We start from the raw sequence: 21,022 nt of genomic DNA, 5'->3' as shown, positions 1-21,022 counted from the left end.
TTAAATATTTTTTTTTTTTTTTTTTTATTTATATTGGATATATGAAAAAAACTTCCTGAAATTTATTAATCTTAAAAAAGGTGAATAAATGAACTTAGAAAAGATGTTAGATAAATCTATAGTTTTGGACATTAAAGAAATTGAAGAATATACGTTTCCATTAGATGAACCTTTTTCTTTAAGAGTTTTTAAGAATGGTGTGAAATATGAATTTATAATTAAATTTGCAAGTGAAAATAAGAATTTAATTTGTTTTGGTTCTGGGGCTTGGGCAAGGAATATTATTAAAAATGGAAAGATTATCAAGCCTCCTTATTTTGATAGATGGTCTTGGTTTAATTATTTTAATGAGTCAGTTTTAACATATACCGATCCAACATTTCATTATGATGAGAATATAACTCTCGGTTGGTATGTAGGTGGTGAGGAGTGGTTTTTAGAAGTTATATCTGAAATAATTCAAAAAATAGCAATTAACCAAGAGATATCTAATAATAATATTCTATTTTTTGGAAGTTCAGGTGGAGGATTCTCTTCAATAGGTTTGGCTACTTTAATAAAGGATTCAAAGGCCTTAGTAAATAACAGCCTTTTTTCCATTTTTGATCTATCAGAATCTCATTGTAAAAATTTATTGAAGTTTTTAAAAAAAGAGTTAAAAATAAATAATGAAGATGAAATTTTAAAAAAAATTCATTATCGTATTGACTTAATAGAGTTATTTAAAAAAATGAATTATGTGCCAGATATAACATATTATGTTAATCTATGTTCTAAAGATGACAAAAATTTAAGATGTATCCCTTTCACAAAAAAACTTATTAATCTGGATATTTTTAATAGTAATTTTTCTGTGCATTTTTATCATGATGATATTGAAAATCCTCATAGTCCTTTAGATATTAGTGAAACATTAAATATATTACATCTATTTATTCGAAGTCATTTATATGACAAAAAGAGAAATGAGTTCAATATAGAAGATTTCGTGAAATAAATCTATGTTTTAATGTATAATTCTTGAATTTTAGATTATTTAATGGAACTGAAAAGAATAATCAAAAAAATTTAATGATGTGGATGAAAGGTTAAATAAAATATCTAAAACTCCAATCACCATTTACTAAATCCACCACTTTCCTCTTTTTTTAAATCCATGGAATTAATAATGTTTTTACAATTATTAATGAAGTAATCACTGCCACTATAGCTAATATTATTTCCACTAATCAAGTAATTGTGTCCATTCTTATTGAAGTAAATATTAGCATTGTATGAACCGGACCCCTCTTCATATAGGTAGTAAACAGTCACTCCATTCTGATCAAGAGTTTGATTGGAAGTAATTGCAGGATCATTTGCCAATAAGTCATTCACAGTATCTGGCAATGATAGTGAATCATCTATTTCACTGACATCTATAGTCAGATTTTGTCCTGAATCCACTAAGCTTACTGCATTGCTGACAACGCTATTGTTTTCAAAATTCTCTAATCTTGCAAATGCACTTGAACCAAAGGTTATTGTATTGTTGTCTACAATCTGCTCTTCCTCATGGCCCAATATGCTTGTAAATCCTTTTTCTGGATTATACATGGTATATGCGATATTGACACACATGTAAATAAGAATTAAACTCAATAATAAAATATATAGTTTTTTCATTATTTTTTCACCTAATTTAATATTTTATGATTTTTAGTATTTAATTTTTAAGTTATCTATTTATATTTTTAAAATATATAGATTATATAAAAACTATTTAAAAACTTTAAAGACTTTTTTTCAAATCATTAAAAGGAGATAATAATTTGACATTCATATTTTCAGTTGTGATGGCAGCTTATAACGCTGAAAAATACATAGAAGAATCCTTGGATTCAATCATAAAACAATCCATAGGATTTAAGGATAACCTTCAAATTATTATCGTAAATGATGCAAGCCAGGATAACACCAAATCCATTTGCGAATCCTATGTGGAAAAGTATCCAAATAACATCAAGCTAATCAGCAATGAAAAAAATATGGGTCCAGCCTTCACAAGAAATAGAGGATTAGGTGAGGTTGAAGGAAAATATGTCAACTTTCTGGACAGTGATGATTATATTTCTAAAAATGCCTTTGAAAAGGTTTATGATTTCTTTGAAAATAACGAAAACATTGATATTGTATCAATCCCTATACATTTCTTCGGTTACAAAAGAGGAAATCATCCATTGAATTTCAAATTTGAAAGGAATGGTGTCGTAAACTTAATTGAAGAGCCTGACCATATACAATTATCAGCCGCTTCTTCATTTATTCGATACTCTAAATTGGAGGGCAAAAACTTCAATGAAAACCTCACTGTATCTGAGGATGCATTACTCATGAATCAACTGTTTTTAGAAAATCCAAAATATGGTGTTTTGTCTGACTGCGAGTATCATTACAGAAAGAATGATGTTGAAAACTCACTTATATCCAACTCTGCAAACAATAAGTCTTATTTCACTACACGCATTGACAATTATTTCTTTAAATTGATTGATGATTCATTAAGAATGTACAATGAAGTTCCTGAATTCATTCAAAATGTAATCATGTATGACCTTCAATGGATTTTGGAGATAAAGGACGTAAGCAATCTTTTAAATGAAGAGGAAATTAAGGAGCTTTATGAAAAGATCTTCTCACTCCTATATTACATTGGAGATGAGGTGATATTGGAACAAAGGTCCATTCCATCCACACTGAAGGCACATATTGTCTTGTTAAAGTACTTTGGTTGGGATTATTTGGATACAAAGACATTCAATATTCAGGAAATTGATGAGAAGTTCTTGGAAAATGAAAACAATATAGTTCCCAAAATTAGTAAAAGAGAATTGGATTCATTAATTAAGAAATTATCTCTTAATACAGTTTATATTGACAATTTTGAATTCAAGAATCCAAGTGAATTATACATATCTGGTATGATTACAAGCTTATTCAATAAGGAACTTAATGTTCAAGCTGTGGTGAATGATGATGTTATAATAGACTCCAAAAAGCTTAATTTCCCTCAAAGGGACAATTATTCACTGAATTTCAATTATGGACACAATCACAATTTTGAAGTTAAGATTCCAATGAAAGATAATAATACAAAAATTTCATTTAGAGCAGAACTTAATGATTCATATTCTGATTTGGGGATCCTTGATGAAGACTTATTGATAGACTATAACTTGACTTCAAGACTATCAAGGATTTCAGAATTCAAAGTATCTAAGGATTACATTTCCTATGACCAAGGAAACTCCATTTTGGTTGAGAAAAGGACTTCCTTCAGTTCATTGAAGAATCAATTGCACACTTTAAGAAACATATTCAGTCAAAAAAGAGAAGGATGGCGTACAGGCTTTGTCTTAAGAGGATTATATTTATTGTCCTATCCGTTCCTTAGAAACAAGAGAATATGGATATTGATGGATCTGCCATATTCTGCAGATGACAATGGATTGCAGTTATTCAAGTATATCAATAAGATTAAGAATTTAGATGATAATGAAATTGATAAATTAGACATTTCCAAAGGGGAATTAAATGATTTAAGAAAGATTAAGGTCTATTTCACTTTGGAGAAATCTTCAAGCCATTATGAGAATATGTTGAGTTTGGAAAATGAATATATTGCAAGTTCCAATAAGGATAAGATTAAGAAGTTGCTTGGACTTGATAAGCCAAGCAAGGAATATGAGGAAATCAAAAAGATAGGCAAGGTAATCCCTTATAAATCATTGAAGCATAGGCTTTATTCAATGTATGCAGAGTTGATTATTTCTTCCCATCCTGACAACAATATCATTTATCCGTTTTGGGGAAATTATCCTCATCTTGCAGGATTGATCAAATCTAAGACAGTCTTCCTTCAGCATGGAGTCACAAAGGATGATGTCTCTTCATGGTTAAACAGCTATGAAAAAAACTTAAGTCTATTGCTTACAGTATCTGATTATGAGAAAGAATCTTTCTTAAGCTCTAATTATGGCTACAGTGAAAATATAGTAAAGGTCTTAGGATTCCCAAGATTTGACTATTTGGAGTCTCTTGAGGATAAAAGGGAAATCATTGTGATGCCTACCTGGAGAAGGCAGTATCATAACTTTAGTGATGATGAGTTTAAGCAGTCCAATTTCTTCAAGACTTTTAATGAACTAATTAATGATAAGGATTTACTTGATTATTTGGAGGAGAATAATTATAAATTAGTCTTTAAGCCACACCCTAATTTAAATAAGTTCATAAAGCTGTTTGATAAGGATAGAAGAGTGGATTTTGATTTGAAGGATTTGAATAAGGATTATGAAGGGTACACTTCAAGAAGATACAGTGACATCTTCAATCATTCCTCATTGATAATTACAGATTTCTCTTCTGTCTCATTTGACTTCGCATATCTTAAGAAGCCATTGATCTATTACCATTATGATAACGACTATCACTTTGACAGTGAAAACGGATACTTCAAATATGATGAAATGGGATTCGGGCCTGTAGTAAAGGGATATGATGATTTAATTAATAATATAAAGAATTATGTTGATTCTAATTGTCAAATGGAAGATTTGTATAAGGAAAGAGTGGATGATTTCTTTAAATATAAAGATAAAAATAACTGTAAGAGAGTCTTTAAAGAGCTTTTGGACTTGGATAAATATTATTGAAATATAGAAATTTTTATTAAACTTTATCTAAATAATTAAATTATATATTCAAAATATAGTTTTAGGAGTTGTTAAAATTTACATTAAACATAGAATTTATGGAATGATTTTTAATTTATTTAGAATTTTTCCACTAAAATCCAATAGGGTTTCCTTCATAACTACCAAAAACGCTTCATTTGAGAGCAATTTGCGCTTTTTGGCAGATGAGCTAAAAGGAAGAGAAACTTCCAAAGGGGAAAAGTATGAATATCATTTCATTCCAAAGGATCAGTTTTCATTGTCCAACATGAAACTGCTTGCAACTTCTAAATACGTTTTCTTAACAGATAACTTCTTTGCAATAGCCTTTATGAGATTTCATAAGAAAGCAAAATTAATCCAATTATGGCATGGAACAGGATTGTTCAAGAAATTCGGCTATGACCTATTGGAAGACAATGAGAAGAAGGTCATGCTTAAGTTTTCAAATAAGATAACTAATCTGTTTGTAAGTTCCAAGAATGTGGTGGATATATATGCTCGCAATTTTGCAATAGACAAGTCAAAGGTCATCCCACTTGGAATTCCTAGAAACGATTTCTACTCTAAGGAACATTTGGATGAGAAATTCATCTCTAACCTAAAAGCTGAGTTTGAAAAGGACTATCCTAATCTTAGAGGTAAGAAAATAGTTCTTTATGCACCAACCTTTAGGGAACATCCAAAATATAATGCCGTTTTCAATTACTTTGACGTTGAACAGTTCATTGAGGAATTAGGTGACGAATACATACTATGCATTAAGTTGCATCCAAATTACAATAAGTTCACCGATAAGGACTATCAGATAGATTTGGATGAATTAAGCCAAACATATAATATCGTTAATTTCACAGAGTATAAGGATGAACAGAAGCTATTCTTGATTTCTGACATATTGATCACAGATTACTCTTCAGTGATGGTGGAGTATACATTGCTGAAAAAGCCAATCATCCTGTTTGTCTATGATCTGGACAATTATCTTGAAAAGGAAAGGGGATTCTACTTTGATTATAGAAAAAGCGTTCCGGGAAACATAGTTCAGAATACTGATGAGCTGATTGATGTAATCAAAAATGAGGATTTCAATATGAAGAACTTGGAGAGGTTTGCTAATTTCCAATTTGATTATTTTGATGAGTTTTCAAGCAAGCGTATTCTAGATTATGTATTGGATGATTGATTCAGTCTTTTGAAATTTTTTATTTTTTTCTTAGTTCTTTTAAGCCTTTTTTTTTAAATTTCACTTTATATCTTTTCAAGTAATTTAGATAAATTTATTATATATTATAATGAAATCTATAAATAGAATTTTAATTTTTCAAATAATTATTTTGATTTTCTAAGAAGGTTTTATATGGTTAGAAAGAAATCTAGACGTCGGTCACGACAGGAAGAGGATCCTATGGCTGGAACCACAAACCTTGTGGATGCTATGCTTGTTCTTGCTCTCGGATTCCTGATCTTTGCCGTAATCGGCTGGAACTTGCAAAGCGTTATCTTTAGTGACATGTCTCCAGAGGAGCGGCAGGAAACCATGGAGTCAATCAAGGAGATCACCAATGTGACACAAGGTGAAAAGTTGAATGAAACTCCAGACACTTCAAACAGCTCTGGAGAAGGTTATGTGGAACAGGGAAAGGTATATAAGGATTCGAAAACGGGTAATCTGATTATGGTGGAAGGATAATTTAATTAAGATTTGGATATTTATTTAAATTAGATCATTATCTCTTCTGCTATTATTTAATTTTGTGATAGAATGAATTTATTGGTTAGCTTATTTGGAGCAATTATTCTCGCTGCAGTCCTATTATTGGCAATTGGAACTGGCTTGCTGTCTGAATTCTTCAAGTACGATTTGAGAAGGCACAGCATTATCATAGTTCTCATTTCATTGATAATTGCCATAATAATCATTGCATTGAGCCCCTTTTATGAGGCTGTAATCGGCTTGACAGTGAATAATTTCTTTTTCTATATGGTGATGGCAATCATTTCATTAGCACTTGGAATATTGACATTCTATTATTGGGAAAAAGAACATAAATACGATAATGTACTAAAGGGTTTGTTGTATCTGGACTTCATACCAGTCTCCTATGGATTGTTCATATTGTCTTCAGCTGCATTGTCTCCAAGCTTCATATTCGATACGGCCAATTTCTCACTTACTGTCACAACAGTTCATTTGGCTATTATCATAGCTCTCTTATTGATAATCATAAGCATTATCGCTTACAGATTTTCAGATTTCATTGAAGATTACCGAATTACAGAGTATCCGATAATATATGGAAGCATGATGGTGATCTTCGCATTCATATTCATAGTATTTGGATTTTTAATACCTACAATAAGTCAGGTATTGGAATATCCATCCACTCAACTCACTTTAATGCCAATGAATGTAGGAATGGTTCTTTTGGTCCTATTAGTTGTTTGCTTTGGCATTGGAGTCTTGTTTAAAAAGAGAAACAATAGGTTAAAATAATTCAATATGAAGAAAAAAATATCTTAAAAAGATTGAAAAATTTATTTATTTAAAAACTTAAAGATTATTCAAAATTTATTAATATTTATTTATAGGTGATTTAATGGCAATGGCAATTCCCGGTGGTGACTTCCTAACCACTGGACTCAACTTGATTTCACAAAGTCTTTTGATACCGGTAGTTATCATACTGCTGATTTTTGTAGTGGTTGTAGTGGTTTCCTTAGGGGGACTCATTTATGAATACACCTCAAGAACAAGGGTTTCTGTAGATGATGTATCCAATCTGATTCTGGACATGTCAGCTTCAGATTCAGTTGATTCATTGAAGGCAAAGATCAATGGCTCTCCACTTCCACAGGCTCAAAAGAACCTTTTGGTGAAGATAGCAAACACAGAGAACCTGACTGATGCTTCAAGAGAGGCATTCGCTCGAAAACTGATTGAAAATGAGGAAAACCTTACAGACAAGTCCCTTGAAGTGACTGACATCATCACCCGTATCGGACCGACCTTAGGTCTTATGGGTACATTGATTCCTTTGGGAACAGGTCTTGCAGCCCTTGGTTCAGGGGATGTGAACACCTTATCACAATCATTGATTGTGGCATTCGATACAACCGTTGTAGGTATCGGATCAGGTGCAGTGGCTTATGTCATCTCAAAGCTTAGGAACAGATGGTATGAGGAGTATCTGTCCAATTTGGACGTATTGTCTGATGCGGTATTGGACTTCATGTCTAAAAGGAATTAGAAAATCTATCATTCAATAGCTATTTTTTTAGATTTTCTAATAATTTTATTTTTTTCTTATTTTTCAAAAACAGTTTTTAAATCTTGTTTTATTATTTTGTCAACTAATCTTAACTTTATTTTATATTTTTTCAAGTCATTTGGATAGTTTTATATAATATGCACAATAAAACATAACTCATAAGAATTTGAATGGAGGTGAAATGACGAATAAAATGAAATTGCCCTCTATTCTTGCTTTAATAGTGATATTATTCTTATCCTTGAGTGCAGTCAGTGCAAGTGACAATATCGATCTTGTCACAAACGCATCGGATAGCATAATTGATGATTCTATTGGCATATCCGATTCAAATGATGATTTGGATAGCAATATTGATGATTCCAATCATGAAATCAGTGATGGAGACCTAATCACCGATTCAGATGATTCGGATGATGAGATTGCAAGTTCAAGGGAATCAAGGAAGCTTGGCAATAGGGAAGCAGATGAGATATCCGCTTCAGAACCTATCATAATAGACAGTTCAAGCTATTCAACTTACTTTGATTCCAATGGAAAGATCAAATCAGGAACCTTGAAAGACGGAGATACAATTAAAATCAAAAGTATCTCAAATAAGATATTCACTATCAACAAACGGTTAAATATCATTTCAGATGATGGGGATAAGTTATCCAATTGTCTGATTCGTCTTGTTGAAGGAAGTTCCGGCTCCGTATTGAATAACCTTAAGATAATCAATACAAAGGAGAAGATAACAGGTTCAAATTATTATTTGTCTGGGATAAGCATCATAAACTCTGCAAACAACACGATTTCGAACTCTACGATAAATGTAAGCGTTCACAAGTGCTTTGCAATAATGATGTCAAATGCAAGCTGCAATAAGATCATCAGCAATACCTTGATATCTGGACTGAGCTCAACAATTCCAATGACAGCCTCATCATATAATGAGATCAGAGACAATTACATAGAGTCAGAATACACCAATATGGTCTATCAATCAGCCTATGGAAATGGAGATTTCATGCCTATTGACGGTGAGGTATGCAGCGGAAACATCATAGCAAACAATTACCTGAAAAGCAGAAACGGTACCTATAATTCCTATTGTTATGCAATCTATCTTATGCAGTCTGCAAGCGGCAATGGCGCAGTGATAGCGAACAATACAATAGAGAATGCATTCTATGCAATCATTGTAGATGCTCCAAACACCTTGATATACAACAATACAATATCAAATGTCGGAGGTCCTGCAGCCATTCTGACAACCGGAAGCAACATTACAGTTTCAAACAATAACATCTCTACCGAACGTACCGATATACTTGATTGGAATGAGGATGGAAATGTTGTTGCCATTCAGAATACCGGAAAGAACAATATTATAGCCAACAACACATTGAAGTCTGTCGGTTCAGATTCAATATTGAATACCGGTGAAAACGTAATTATTGCAAACAATACAATATATACGGAATCTGCAAATTGCATAAACACTACAAAGTCCAATGCTGTAATAGAAAACAACACCCTTAAGGGAATCAATTCCTCAGGTGTCATTATCTTCACATCAAGGCTTGCAGAGAACATAACAATAAGGAACAACGATATAAGCACCGATAAAAGCGCTATCGTTCTAAGAGGTAATGTCAGCTATACATTGGTCTGTGACAACAGGATAAATGTCTCAGGAGGCTCCGATGCCATTGCTGTATTGAAGTACACCAATAGGAATCCGATCACTCCAAGTCATAATGCAATCTACAACAATACAATCAACGGTCAGATTGTAAACATGACAGACCCTTCTGAGATAGAGAGAAACGATACAGACAATGGAACTGACAACGGAACCAGCGGCGGCGACAGCGGCACTGAAGGAAACTACAGTGATGACAAGACAAATACAGGCATCACTATAATGGACACTACAGTTGTAAAAGGCAATTATATTGATGTTTTCCTGAAGGATAAGTATGGAAATCCAATCAGCGGCCAAAAGGTAATCTTTACCTTACAAAAGAAAAATTATGAAAGGATCACTGATTCACAAGGTAAAGCAAGCTTGCAGATCAATGCAAATATTGGCAATTATGCAATGAATATAAGCTATGCAGGAAATGACGACTACAATCCGTCCAAGATTTCCACAAAGATAAATGTTAAAAGGAATCAATTCATTGTAACCGAGGATAATTTCTATACCTGCTTTGATGAAAACGGTTATCTGAAGGCAGATTATGAGGATTATGAACTGATCTTCAAAGGCAGCTTCAGCGATAAGAGAATCATCCTGGACAAGCCGGTTTATTTGAACTCCAACGGCGCCAAGCTATTGGATTCAGTAATCAAGATAGAGTCTGATAATGTTATCGTCAACGGATTTAAAATAATCAATTCAAATCCGGGAAATGCAGAGGATAACCATAGGTTTGCAATATTGCTGGACAATGTAAAGAACGTCAATGTGACAAACAACAATATCCAATTAAGTAGTTACGACAACGGTTATGGAATCTATGTATCCGAATCATCAAATTGCAATATCCAGAACAATACAATAAAAGCCAAAGCGAATGCCTTGACATTTGGAATAATGCTTTATGATTCAAACAACAATACATTGAAGAGCAACAATATTTTCGTTAACGGTACAAGCAAGCCTCATCTATATGATTCAAGCATTAAGGTGGACAGCTCTATCAGTGTTGATGACAATGATGCAGAGGGTATGGTTATTCCAGAAGTTTACAAAACATATGGTATTATTTTATTCTATTCATCTTCAAACGATATCGGATACAATAATATAAATGCCACTTCTGGCGTTGACAAATATTATACTGCAGTTCAGGAATCAACAAATTCCATTGTAGGCATTGACTTGTATTATGAAAGCAGCTACAACAAGGTTCATAATAATAATGTCAATGTTACATCCAAGGACCCATATCTTTATGGATTGGGTGTTTTAGGGGCAGAAACCGGTAAGAGAGACCAAGTGTCCGCAAACAACAGTTTCACAGACAATAATATTCATGTGAATGGAACATATTATGCGGCAGGTATCATTGCAGGTTACAATTCAATCAATACCACAATGGCAAGGAACAGAATCAGTTGCACTTCAAACAACGTATCCTACGGTGCAATCCTGGAAGGTGCTGACAATACAAAGTTCTATAAGAACAATGTCACATGCAATTCAAGGATCAATTATCTTGTTGAAGGATACGATGCCGATGGCAGCAGAATCTATGACAATCATATTGGTTATGGAGATAAGGCATTGGTTGTCAGGGGAGTGTCATTGTACAATTCCAACAACAACAGAATTACAAACAACAGCTTGCCTTCCTTGAAGCCACTCATTCCTAGAATCGTTAAGGAAATCAATAGAATATGGGAATTGAAGAATCCGTCCAGTCCATTGGTATTCACTGCAGATGATATAATTTACAACAGTACCAATTCCCCTATGATAATCAGGAAAAACGGAACAGACTATAACATATTGGACTTGCTTGACTATGAGCCTACAAGTCACGCAGATGTCATTTCTCCTGAAAACCAGTTGTTTGATGACATTGGAGGAAAGAACAATACATTCGACAACAATAAGGTAAGAGAGTCAAATGGAGGATCTAGTGGTTCTGGTTCTAATGGAAGCAATTCTGGAGGAAATAACTCCGGAAGCAATAACTCCAATGGAGAATCCAATGGAAATGGCAATGGAAGCACCAATTCTGGTGAATATTCCAATGTGAACGGCACAAGTTTCAATTCAGATTCAAATAAGGATGATGGAAATGGTGTAGGTACTTCATCATCAGCTCCAGTCTCTCAGTCAGCTGCATATAACTTGAATGTGGATGAGGATTCTGCAGCAGCTCGTTCATTATCCTTAGGCGGTATGAATGCTCCTGTATTGATTATAATAATATTGCTTATACTTGCATGTGCGGCAGAACTTATCAAACGTTCCAAAAGGGACATAAAATAAACCAGCTTTTCCAGGCCTTCGGCCTGCAAAACCTGGACCAAAATTTTTTCACTTTTGGGAGTAAAACTTTATTATTTTTTAAGGCATTTTGCCTTAATTCATTTCTTTTTTTTAATTTTAAGCTTTTTTTACATTTCTTATAATCTCTTTTTTTAATAAGATTATTACTTTTTATTGCTTTTTTCTAAAAATATAATAACTTTTATAAACATGTTTTTACATAATATTAATATCAATTATAATTTATATTTTATAAAATATATTTTATAAGTATAAATTGTGTTGAGGAATATGCTTTAGGATTAAACTTTAAAGGGGATTTGTTCCATATTCAACTTTGCTAGATTATAGAATAGGAATGTCTTCTTTTTATTTTTTCCTAAAGTATATCTTTTTATTCTATTTTTCTTTTTCTCCCTTTTTATTCATTTTTTTATTATTTTAACAGCTTTTAAACCTATAAATCAAATTTATTTTATTTTTTATAAAGAAAACTTTATATAGATTACAAATTATATATTAAATTAATATTAGATTATAATTATTAATCTTCACTGAATTTGGGAGAACGTCTTATGGAACTTACATCAATTCATCCGGGAGTCTATTTGCTTTACTATTTTATAATGGTTCTCTTTGCATTCATTTTCAGTGATCCCTATTTTGTACTTACATTTTTAGTTCTCATATTGGTCTTAATAGCTCTCCAGGGAGTAAGCTCCGAATTAAGGAACATATTGAAGTTCTACATTCCATTAAGCATACTGATACTAATCTTAAATCCATTGCTTAACAGAACCGGAGCCCATAGGATATACCTTTGGCATAACTTCTTTGTAACTTATGAAGCCATTGCCTATGGTGTATTGATGACTTTGGCATTGCTCCTGGTCATTTTGATATTCTCATCATACAACAGGTCAGTCTCCTATCAGGAAATGCTTTATATCTTTTCCAAAAAGCTTCCAATTATTTCTATGATTATTGTAATGGCATTGAGATTCATTCCACTAATCAATTCAAGAGCAATTGAAGTTCAGAAATTGAATAATCTGAAGAATAATGGCGTTGAATTTGATGATGACGATTCTGATTCCAATGCTTTTAGTGGAAATAATAAATTGAATTTGGATCAGTTCAACTCAAATATGAGTTCCTATAACAATTCTAAATTTATCAATAAACTCAAATCAAACAAGAGAGTGGCTGCAATCATCAAGGAGGCAAAGACATTAGGTAAAATCATGGGAATAACAGTCTCATGGTCTTTGGAGGAATCCATGTTTACAGCAAAATCCATGAAGGCAAGAGGATATAACGCTACAGAGAGAACAAGCTATCTCTCCTACAAGTTCGGTAGTGCAGACTATGCATTCATTGCAATCATCGTAGTTACTGTAGCCATTATCATTGTAGGATTATTGAAAGGAGTGGGAATGATCAACATCTACCCTTCAATTGACTTCTCATTCAGCAATCTGCCATTCAACATTTATTATCTGGCATTCATTGTGTTCCTGCTTCCTTTGATTTATCTTGAAATTAAGGAGAGGATATTATGGCATTGATTGAATTCAAGGATTTCAGTTTCGAATACCTCAATTCGGATGGAAGCCTATCCAATATAAAATCATTGGATAATATCAATCTTGAAATCGATTTCGGTGATTTTGTTCTATTATGCGGTCCATCAGGATGTGGAAAGACCACTTTGCTTACCAATCTCAAGAAGGAACTGATGCCTGCAGGCAGAAGAAGCGGTGAGATAACCTTCAATGGAAAGAGAATAGAGGAGCTTGATGACATCTCCTCTGCCTGTGACATCGGATACCTTTTCCAAAATCCGGACAGCCAGATAGTTACAGACACTGTAATTCAGGAGATTGCATTCCCTCTTGAAAACATTGGTCTTCCTACAGAGGAAATAAGAAACAGAATTAGTGAGATAGTTGCCTTCTTTGGAATCAACGACATACTTCATAAGAATGTGAATGAGTTATCAGGAGGACAGAAGCAATTGGTGAACCTTTGTTCACTTCTCGTCTTAAGGCCACAAGTCCTTCTCCTCGATGAACCTATGTCACAACTTGACCCTATTGCGTCATATGAATTCCTATCAATCGTCAGAAGACTGAATGAGGAATTTTCCATAACAGTGATCATGAGTGAGCATAAGGCAGACAGCATATTCCCATTCATTGACAAGGCAGTGTTTTTGAAGGATGGAAAAATAGAATTTGTAGACAATGCTCATAATATCTGCAGTGAAGTGATTGATGATGAGATATTTGAAAATTATCTGCCAGTTGTTACCAAAATATACAACTCACTTTCTGTCAAGTTTCCAAGTTTAATTAAATTGAATACTCCTTTAAGCATTCGTGAAGGAAGACGTTGTCTTATCACAATTCATGATGATTTAATTAAAATAAGTGAAGATACTAATAATTCTGATAATTTAGATTATAGTAATCTACATCACACTAATAAAAAATACCATTCTCAAGAAAAATCAGGTATTTTGGATAGGATTTCATTGAACAGAAACAAAAATGCATTAATTCAAATGAGTGGAATCTACTTTGCATATGAAAAGGAAAACCTAATTCTGAAGAATGTCGATTTTGACTTGAATGATGGTGACTTCGTAAGCCTGATTGGTGGAAACGGTGTTGGAAAATCAACATTCCTGCAATTGTTGGTTGGAATATTGAAGCCAATTAAAGGTAAGGTAAAGTATAAGAAAGGAATAAAATTGGCTTATGTTCATCAGAATCCTATGATTCACTTTTCCAAGGACAATGTGAAGGAGGAGTTCTTGGAATCCATACTTGAATCCAATCTGCTTAACAAGAGCAATATTGAATTCAATAAGGAAGCTTATGATAATCTTTTGAAATTGAATAATGAGGAATTCATTGAATCCGAGCTATTAAATAACTTGGAATTCGACAGCATACAATTCAAGTTCAAGGAACTGATTGAATTCTTTGACATCTGTGACCTGATTGACAAGCATCCATATGACTGCAGTGGAGGAGAGCAGCAGAAGATTGTGATTGTAAAGGCATTGCTTCAGAATGCTGATGTTCTTGTATTGGATGAGCCTACAAAGGGTCTTGATCCTATATCCAGCAAGAATCTTGCCAATATATTGAATTCATTGAGGGATAACGGATTGACAATACTCATGACAAGCCATGACCTTGATTTTGTTGCAAACAATTGCAGAAGATGCCTGATGCTCTTTGACAAGGACATTCAGATTGATGATGATCCTAAGGTGATATTTGCCGAGAACAATTTCTATACCACATTCGTCAATAGGATGGTAAAGGATTATGTGCCTGAAATAGTCACTTTAGATGACTTGAAGGAAAAATGGGAGTTAGAATAAATTTTATAATTTTCATAATTTTATAATTTTCAATTAAAAAAAAATAAATATTTATAATTAATTTTTCAAAAAAAAAATTAAAAAAAAAATAATTAATAATTAATTTCGATTTATGAGAGTGTGTAATAATGAGTGCAATGGATGAAATGTTAACAAATATGTCTGCAAGTTCTACAGGAGCTGTAAATACTCCAATATTTACAATCACAATGGTTATTTTCCTGATTCTATTTCTTGCCGGACTTATTTATGCAGTATTCAAGATGTATGAAAACAAGAAGCCGCCGGTTGAATCAATCGTATTGATTGCAGTTCTCACAGCTATTGCAACTGTGGGAAGGCTTATTCTCATGTCAATTCCTGCTGTGAACATGGCATCATTCATCATAATAATGGTCGGTGTTGTCTTCGGCAAGGAGGAGGGATTCATTGTAGGTGCATTGACAGCATTCGTCTCTGGTCTCTTTATGGGAATGGGATATTGGGTCCTCTTCCAGATGCTTGCTTGGGGACTTATGGGAGCAAGTGCAGGATTCCTGGCTTCCAAGTTTGACAATGTGGGATTCAGAATAGTGTTCGGATTGTTGTGGGGATTCCTATACGGATGGATTACAGACATTTCCGCAATCTTCTACTCCGGAACAGCTTTGGAAATCACTCCAATCATTGCATTGTACTTGAATGGGGTTAGCTACGACCTGACCCACGGAGTTACAAATGCAGTGCTTTTGGTTGTTTTGTATGATTGGTTCAAGAAGATGTTCACCAGAGCAAAGGTGAAATACCTGTCCGGCCATTCTTATGAAAATGAAAGCATTAGTCTCAGTGACTAATCTTTTATTTTTTCTTTTTTATTTTTAATATTCAATATTTTTTGATTTAATTATATATTATTCACTTATTTTCAAATTCTTTACTGAATATTAACTTAAACCTATTTTATAGTATTATTTAAACCGTATTTTAGTAATAACTTTATATATGATAAATAACATATTCTTAAATAACTATTAATTAGTAAAGCCTATTTAACTGAATTTTTATGAGTGAATTCATCTTTAAAGGTTAAAATTGTAGTTTATTACTAATTTTAGTTGTTTTTTAAAAATATTAAGGGAGATATATTATGGTAGCAAAAACAGTAATGAAAACTATTATTACATTAGTAACCACTGCATTCGGTTTAGTTGCAGGTTTAGCATGGAACGACGCAATCCAAAAGTTAATTGAAACTTTAGTAGGTACTGGAGACGCACTTAACGGATTATTCATTTACGCAATTGTTGTAACCATTCTTGCAGTAGTTGTAACCATCATTCTCGCTAGAATGGCTGCTAAAATGGGTATTGAAGTAGATGATGAAGTTAAAGGAGAATAAATAAACTTTATTATTCTCTTTTTCATTTTTTGTTTTAATTTTATATTTTTTTAATATTTTTGAAAATCTTTTTTTATAATTATATATTCATTAGTTTATTGTATTTTGTTGATTGTTTGTTTAAGGGGGTTAAAAATGGCAAAATATTGTGGAAACTGTGGCAGGGAACTTTCAGATGAGGCAAAGTTCTGTCCCAATTGCGGTCAGGAATATGTGCCAAGATACAAGGCGGATCATTATTCAGACGGCTCTTCCAAAAGGGAATTTGACGGTCCCTTTGATGACTTTGACAACAGAAGCTCTAGAAATCCCTTTGAAAGCTCTTCAAAGAAGGATTCATCAAGCGGTTCAGATAAGTCTGAAAGCTTTCCATGGGGAAAGGTATGCATTGTTCTCTTTATAGTGCTCTTATTGTTTTCAGCAATCAGCTATTATGGTTCCCAAGGGGATAATTCAAATGGCTATGACACTTCCATTATAGAGGACAGCTCAGATAATCTTTCTTATGATCCTTCCAATACCAAATATCTCTATGACAGAAACCGTGATGAAAGAAGAGGAGATATAGGCACAAATGAACCATACAAGATAGCAATAGACAGTAATGCCTATTTAAGCGGAAAGGGAGAGGCCCAACTGATTGATTCAAACCATTCATACAATCTTGAATCTGAAGACTTCACAATAACCGAATATGAAACCTATTATGTGAATGTCGATGATGACGATTGGTATGTTCTCGAAATCTTCAAATGCAAGTTCGACACTCCATCCCAAAGACAGGTCTATTCAACTGATATGGATAATGGGGATCCGATAATAATCTATGGCGGCAAGGGAGAATATTACGGATATGGCATAATAATTCCAAATTCCAGTGATGACTCCACATATAAGGATATAAGCTTTTTAGAGTCCATTTTTTATTACATGAAAGAATAGAGTATTTCTAATTTTCTCACATCAATCATCCATTTTCAAATGATTTGTTTTCATTAACGAACGTCATCACTGAGCAATTCAATTGGACTTATTTTAAGAAATATTTAATAATTTTCCCCTAATTTTTGATGGAATCTAAAATTCGATATGAAAATATTTATATATCATCAAAAACAAAGTATGCTTAACAATCAAAATAAGAGGATTATTAAGATTGTATTTTTTTGATTTGTTAAAAAGGAGAGTAAAAATGAATAGGAAAGCGTTAATTATTGCTGTTTTGGCTTTAATCGCTATCATTAGCGTAGGTTCATGTTCCGCTGGCTGGCTTGACTTCATTACCGGCGAACCTGACTTGGACGGACAGGAAGTGAACTTGGCTGCAGCAGCTAGTTTAAAGAATGTGTATGATGATGAATTGATTCCTATGTTTGAAGAGAAGTATCCTGGTGTGAAGGTCACTCCAACTTACGCTTCAAGCGGGGATTTGCAAACTCAAATTGAAAACGGATTGGAAGCGGACGTATTCATGTCTGCAGCCAACAAACAGATGGATGCATTGGTTGAAGAGGACTTGATTGACAACGACACCAACCTCCAATTCCTGGAAAACAAGGTCGTATTGATCGTACCTGCTGACTCAGACTCTGAAATCAAGTCATTTGACGACTTGGCAAATGTGGACGGCACCATTGCTATCGGAGACCCTGAATCCGTACCTGCAGGACAATACGCTAAGGAAATATTGACCAACCTTGGCCTTTGGGACAAGCTTGAATCCAAATTCTCTTTAGGCACTGATGTGACTGCAGTATTGAACCAGGTTGCTCAAGGATCTGCTGAATGCGGTATCGTATACGCTACCGATGCTAAATCCACTGAAGATGTTAAAGTGGTTTGTGAAGCACCTGATGATGCTTTAGACACTCCGGTCATATATCCTGTAGCTCAATTGAAGGATTCCAAAAACTCTGAGGCTGCAGCGGAATTCATGGAATTCCTCCAAACCCAAGAGGCAAAGGATAAATTCGTTGAGTATGGATTTACAATTCATGACTAATTATAAAAGGGAGATTAATTATGGAAATCAGCGCTAGAAATCAATTGAAAGGAAAGGTTACCAAAGTTGAACTTGGTGCGGTCATGGCAAACATTAAGATTGAGATTACAGATCCTAATGTGATTACCGCAGTCATCACTAAGGAATCCGCTGAGAACTTAGGATTGACTGAAGGCGACGACGTATGTGCCATCATCAAATCAACTGAGGTAATAGTCGGAAAATAAAATATGGGAGTTCAAAACTCTCATAATACTTTTTTTTTTTAAAACGATATGAAAAATTTTATATGTCTATAAGAACATAAATGGACATAGATAATAAAGGAGCTTTTTTATGGTTGATTTCTCACCAATTTTCATCTCAATGAAGACAGCAAGCGTATCAATCTTCATAACCTTTTTTGTAGGTTTGATTGTCGCTTGGGGCATTGTCAAGATGAAAAACGATACAATAAAGATTATACTTGATGGAATCTTCACACTTCCAATCGTATTGCCTCCTACTGTAGTGGGTTTCTTCTTATTGTACATATTTGGTGTTAGAGGACCAATCGGCAGTTTCTTTTTAGACTTTTTTGCTTTTAAGATAGCCTTCTCATGGCCTGCAACAGTCATTGCAGCAGTGGTCATGTCTTTTCCTTTGATGTACCGTTCTGCAAGGGCTGCATTCGAGCAGGTTGACTCCAACCTATTGGATGCCGGCCGTACATTAGGCATGTCTGAGTGGAATATCTTCCGAAAGGTTCTATTTGCAAATGCATTGCCTGGAATCATCAGCGGAGGAATATTGGCTTATGCCCGTGGATTAGGCGAGTTCGGTGCTACAGCCATGCTTGCAGGTAACATTGCAGGACAGACCAGAACACTCCCAATGGCAGTTTACTCTGAAGTGGCTGCCGGAAATATGGGAACTGCTTTTTATTATGTGGTTTTCATTGTTTTCATAGCTTTCATAGCCATTTTCATTATGGACTACATTTCATTGCGCAAGGAAAAGCAATGGAGATAACTAAAACATTATTCTATTTATTTATTGATTTTTATTTTATGAGGAAGGATTATGACAAATGAATTGTTGAAGGTGGATATCCAAAAGAGACTTAAGGAATTTGACTTGGATGTTGATTTTGAGTTGAAAAAAGGCTGTTTGGGTATTCTAGGTCCTTCCGGTTGCGGCAAGAGCATGACATTGAAATCCATTGCCGGGATTGTGGATCCTGATGATGGGATTGTAAGCCTGAACGGCAAAACCTATTTTGATTCAAGTGCTAAGATAAACCTAAAGCCTCAAAAGAGAAATGTGGGGTACCTGTTCCAGAATTACGCCTTGTTTCCCAATATGACTGTAGAGGAAAATGTTGCAATCGGTCTTGGAAAGGATTATGACAGAGATCATTTGTCTCAAATCATAAAGCGCTTTCATTTGGATGGTCTGGAAAAGAGATATCCGAGGCAGTTGTCAGGAGGCCAGCAGCAAAGGGTGGCATTGGCAAGGATATTGGCTTACGGACCTGATGTGATCCTTTTGGATGAGCCATTCAGTGCCATGGATACCTTCCTTAAGGAACAGTTGCGTCTTGAACTCATAAATTCACTGAAGGATTTTGACGGATTCTCCATTTTGGTCACTCACAATCGTGACGAGGCATTCCAGTTCTGTGATGAGCTCATAATATTGGACCAAGGCAAGATCATTGCAAAGGGGGAAACCCATGATGTATTTGAGAATCCGAGGAAGGTTCAGGTTGCAAGGCTTACAGGATGCAAGAACATTTCCAGAGTTGAAATCATTGATGACTATCATCTCAAGTCATTGGATTGGGGGCTTGAATTTGAAGTGTCCCAGAAGATTTCACCAAACGTAACCCATATGGGAATAAGGGCACATGACTTCTCATCTGCAGATAAGGATGCTGTCAATGCATTCGGCACTGAAAATTCAACAAAGATAGAAATGCCTTTCGAATGGGAGATAACCTTGGAAAACGGCCTATGGTGGAAATATGACAAGCAGATCTATGAGCATGAATTTGAGATTCCTGACTATTTGAAGGTGGATCCTAAAAACATAATCCTGTTGGAAGAGTATTTTAATACTCTTTTTTCTTTTTTTTACTTTTTTTTACTTTTTTTTTAATTTTAAGGACTTTTTTTAATCAAATCATTTTCCTATTTTCTAATTTTTTCATAAATTATTTCTTTATTTGTCTTAATCTTTTTAAACTATTAGAAATATAATTTAAACTATACTAATTTTATTAA

The 21,022-nt window shown here is 33.9% G+C and carries 17 protein-coding genes; 16 read left to right on the top strand and 1 reads right to left on the bottom strand.

Translation table 11 applies throughout. The features are described 5' to 3' along the window. Window positions 1-88: 88 nt before the first annotated feature. Window positions 89-997 (top strand): hypothetical protein, encoded by a 909-nt coding sequence (locus tag IJE13_RS00205; RefSeq protein ID WP_292775610.1) that lies wholly within the window; start codon window positions 89-91, stop codon window positions 995-997. A 116-nt stretch (window positions 998-1,113) separates the two neighbouring features. Here IJE13_RS00205 and IJE13_RS00200 read toward each other — a convergent pair whose 3' ends face one another. After that, window positions 1,114-1,665, bottom strand: coding sequence for a hypothetical protein (locus tag IJE13_RS00200; protein WP_292775608.1), 552 nt, complete (start codon window positions 1,663-1,665; stop codon window positions 1,114-1,116). 146 nt (window positions 1,666-1,811) lie between these two features. On the opposite strand from IJE13_RS00200, the gene IJE13_RS00195 reads away from it, so the two are divergent. From IJE13_RS00195 to IJE13_RS00125, 15 genes are all read left to right on the top strand, one after another. Continuing rightward, complete coding sequence (locus IJE13_RS00195) at window positions 1,812-4,694, top strand: CDP-glycerol glycerophosphotransferase family protein (RefSeq protein ID WP_292775606.1); 2,883 nt, start codon at window positions 1,812-1,814, stop codon at window positions 4,692-4,694. A 103-nt stretch (window positions 4,695-4,797) separates the two neighbouring features. Next, window positions 4,798-5,901: a CDP-glycerol glycerophosphotransferase family protein gene (locus IJE13_RS00190; RefSeq protein ID WP_292775604.1), complete on the top strand. Its 1,104-nt coding sequence runs from the start codon at window positions 4,798-4,800 to the stop codon at window positions 5,899-5,901. Window positions 5,902-6,075: 174 nt separating this feature from the next. Next, window positions 6,076-6,408, top strand: coding sequence for a DUF2149 domain-containing protein (locus tag IJE13_RS00185; RefSeq protein ID WP_292775602.1), 333 nt, complete (start codon window positions 6,076-6,078; stop codon window positions 6,406-6,408). Window positions 6,409-6,480: 72 nt separating this feature from the next. Beyond that, complete coding sequence (locus IJE13_RS00180) at window positions 6,481-7,212, top strand: DUF2162 family putative transporter (RefSeq protein ID WP_292775599.1); 732 nt, start codon at window positions 6,481-6,483, stop codon at window positions 7,210-7,212. Between the two features lie 109 nt (window positions 7,213-7,321). After that, complete coding sequence (locus tag IJE13_RS00175; RefSeq protein ID WP_292775616.1) at window positions 7,322-7,966, top strand: MotA/TolQ/ExbB proton channel family protein; 645 nt, start codon at window positions 7,322-7,324, stop codon at window positions 7,964-7,966. Window positions 7,967-8,180: 214 nt separating this feature from the next. Beyond that, window positions 8,181-11,981 carry a right-handed parallel beta-helix repeat-containing protein gene (locus IJE13_RS00170; RefSeq protein ID WP_292775597.1) on the top strand — a complete coding sequence of 1,267 codons (3,801 nt, stop codon included), beginning with the start codon at window positions 8,181-8,183 and terminating at the stop codon, window positions 11,979-11,981. 575 nt (window positions 11,982-12,556) lie between these two features. Continuing rightward, on the top strand, window positions 12,557-13,549 hold the full coding sequence (locus IJE13_RS00165) for an energy-coupling factor transporter transmembrane component T (RefSeq protein ID WP_292775595.1): 993 nt from the start codon (window positions 12,557-12,559) through the stop codon (window positions 13,547-13,549). Continuing rightward, entirely contained in the window at window positions 13,540-15,378 is a 1,839-nt protein-coding gene (locus IJE13_RS00160; protein WP_292775593.1) for an ATP-binding cassette domain-containing protein, read from the top strand. The genes IJE13_RS00165 and IJE13_RS00160 overlap by 10 nt, the downstream gene beginning before the upstream one ends. 128 nt (window positions 15,379-15,506) lie before the next feature. Then, entirely contained in the window at window positions 15,507-16,211 is a 705-nt protein-coding gene (locus tag IJE13_RS00155) for an ECF transporter S component (protein ID WP_292775591.1), read from the top strand. 293 nt (window positions 16,212-16,504) lie between these two features. After that, window positions 16,505-16,756 carry a DUF5654 family protein gene (locus IJE13_RS00150; protein WP_292775589.1) on the top strand — a complete coding sequence of 84 codons (252 nt, stop codon included), beginning with the start codon at window positions 16,505-16,507 and terminating at the stop codon, window positions 16,754-16,756. 135 nt (window positions 16,757-16,891) lie between these two features. Further along, window positions 16,892-17,698, top strand: a complete 807-nt coding sequence (locus IJE13_RS00145; protein ID WP_292775586.1) for a zinc ribbon domain-containing protein — start codon at window positions 16,892-16,894, stop codon at window positions 17,696-17,698. A 250-nt stretch (window positions 17,699-17,948) separates the two neighbouring features. Next, on the top strand, window positions 17,949-18,758 hold the full coding sequence (gene modA, locus IJE13_RS00140) for a molybdate ABC transporter substrate-binding protein (RefSeq protein WP_292775584.1): 810 nt from the start codon (window positions 17,949-17,951) through the stop codon (window positions 18,756-18,758). A gap of 20 nt (window positions 18,759-18,778) precedes the next feature. Further along, on the top strand, window positions 18,779-18,985 hold the full coding sequence (locus IJE13_RS00135) for a TOBE domain-containing protein (RefSeq protein ID WP_292775582.1): 207 nt from the start codon (window positions 18,779-18,781) through the stop codon (window positions 18,983-18,985). Window positions 18,986-19,094: 109 nt separating this feature from the next. Further along, window positions 19,095-19,769: a molybdate ABC transporter permease subunit gene (gene modB / locus IJE13_RS00130; RefSeq protein ID WP_292775579.1), complete on the top strand. Its 675-nt coding sequence runs from the start codon at window positions 19,095-19,097 to the stop codon at window positions 19,767-19,769. Between the two features lie 51 nt (window positions 19,770-19,820). Beyond that, window positions 19,821-20,897, top strand: a complete 1,077-nt coding sequence (locus tag IJE13_RS00125) for an ATP-binding cassette domain-containing protein (protein WP_292775576.1) — start codon at window positions 19,821-19,823, stop codon at window positions 20,895-20,897. The last annotated feature ends 125 nt before the right edge of the window (window positions 20,898-21,022 follow it).

This window comes from Methanobrevibacter sp., assembly GCF_017410345.1.
Taxonomy (GTDB): Archaea; Methanobacteriota; Methanobacteria; order Methanobacteriales; family Methanobacteriaceae; genus Methanobrevibacter.
The sequence above is the reverse complement of the archived record's forward strand: the minus strand, read 5'-3'. Positions and strand labels throughout refer to the sequence as shown.

Excerpts from the sequence above, each read along its gene's own strand:
- IJE13_RS00205 (WP_292775610.1), top strand. The coding sequence starts at position 89 with ATGAACTTAGAAAAGATGTTAGATAAATCTATAGTTTTGGACATTAAA.
- IJE13_RS00200 (WP_292775608.1), bottom strand. The coding sequence starts at position 1,665 with ATGAAAAAACTATATATTTTATTATTGAGTTTAATTCTTATTTACATG.
- IJE13_RS00190 (WP_292775604.1), top strand. The coding sequence starts at position 4,798 with ATGATTTTTAATTTATTTAGAATTTTTCCACTAAAATCCAATAGGGTT.
- IJE13_RS00185 (WP_292775602.1), top strand. The coding sequence starts at position 6,076 with ATGGTTAGAAAGAAATCTAGACGTCGGTCACGACAGGAAGAGGATCCT.
- IJE13_RS00180 (WP_292775599.1), top strand. The coding sequence starts at position 6,481 with ATGAATTTATTGGTTAGCTTATTTGGAGCAATTATTCTCGCTGCAGTC.
- IJE13_RS00175 (WP_292775616.1), top strand. The coding sequence starts at position 7,322 with ATGGCAATTCCCGGTGGTGACTTCCTAACCACTGGACTCAACTTGATT.
- IJE13_RS00170 (WP_292775597.1), top strand. The coding sequence starts at position 8,181 with ATGAAATTGCCCTCTATTCTTGCTTTAATAGTGATATTATTCTTATCC.
- IJE13_RS00165 (WP_292775595.1), top strand. The coding sequence starts at position 12,557 with ATGGAACTTACATCAATTCATCCGGGAGTCTATTTGCTTTACTATTTT.
- IJE13_RS00160 (WP_292775593.1), top strand. The coding sequence starts at position 13,540 with ATGGCATTGATTGAATTCAAGGATTTCAGTTTCGAATACCTCAATTCG.
- IJE13_RS00155 (WP_292775591.1), top strand. The coding sequence starts at position 15,507 with ATGAGTGCAATGGATGAAATGTTAACAAATATGTCTGCAAGTTCTACA.
- IJE13_RS00150 (WP_292775589.1), top strand. The coding sequence starts at position 16,505 with ATGGTAGCAAAAACAGTAATGAAAACTATTATTACATTAGTAACCACT.
- IJE13_RS00145 (WP_292775586.1), top strand. The coding sequence starts at position 16,892 with ATGGCAAAATATTGTGGAAACTGTGGCAGGGAACTTTCAGATGAGGCA.
- modA (WP_292775584.1), top strand. The coding sequence starts at position 17,949 with ATGAATAGGAAAGCGTTAATTATTGCTGTTTTGGCTTTAATCGCTATC.
- IJE13_RS00135 (WP_292775582.1), top strand. The coding sequence starts at position 18,779 with ATGGAAATCAGCGCTAGAAATCAATTGAAAGGAAAGGTTACCAAAGTT.
- modB (WP_292775579.1), top strand. The coding sequence starts at position 19,095 with ATGGTTGATTTCTCACCAATTTTCATCTCAATGAAGACAGCAAGCGTA.
- IJE13_RS00125 (WP_292775576.1), top strand. The coding sequence starts at position 19,821 with ATGACAAATGAATTGTTGAAGGTGGATATCCAAAAGAGACTTAAGGAA.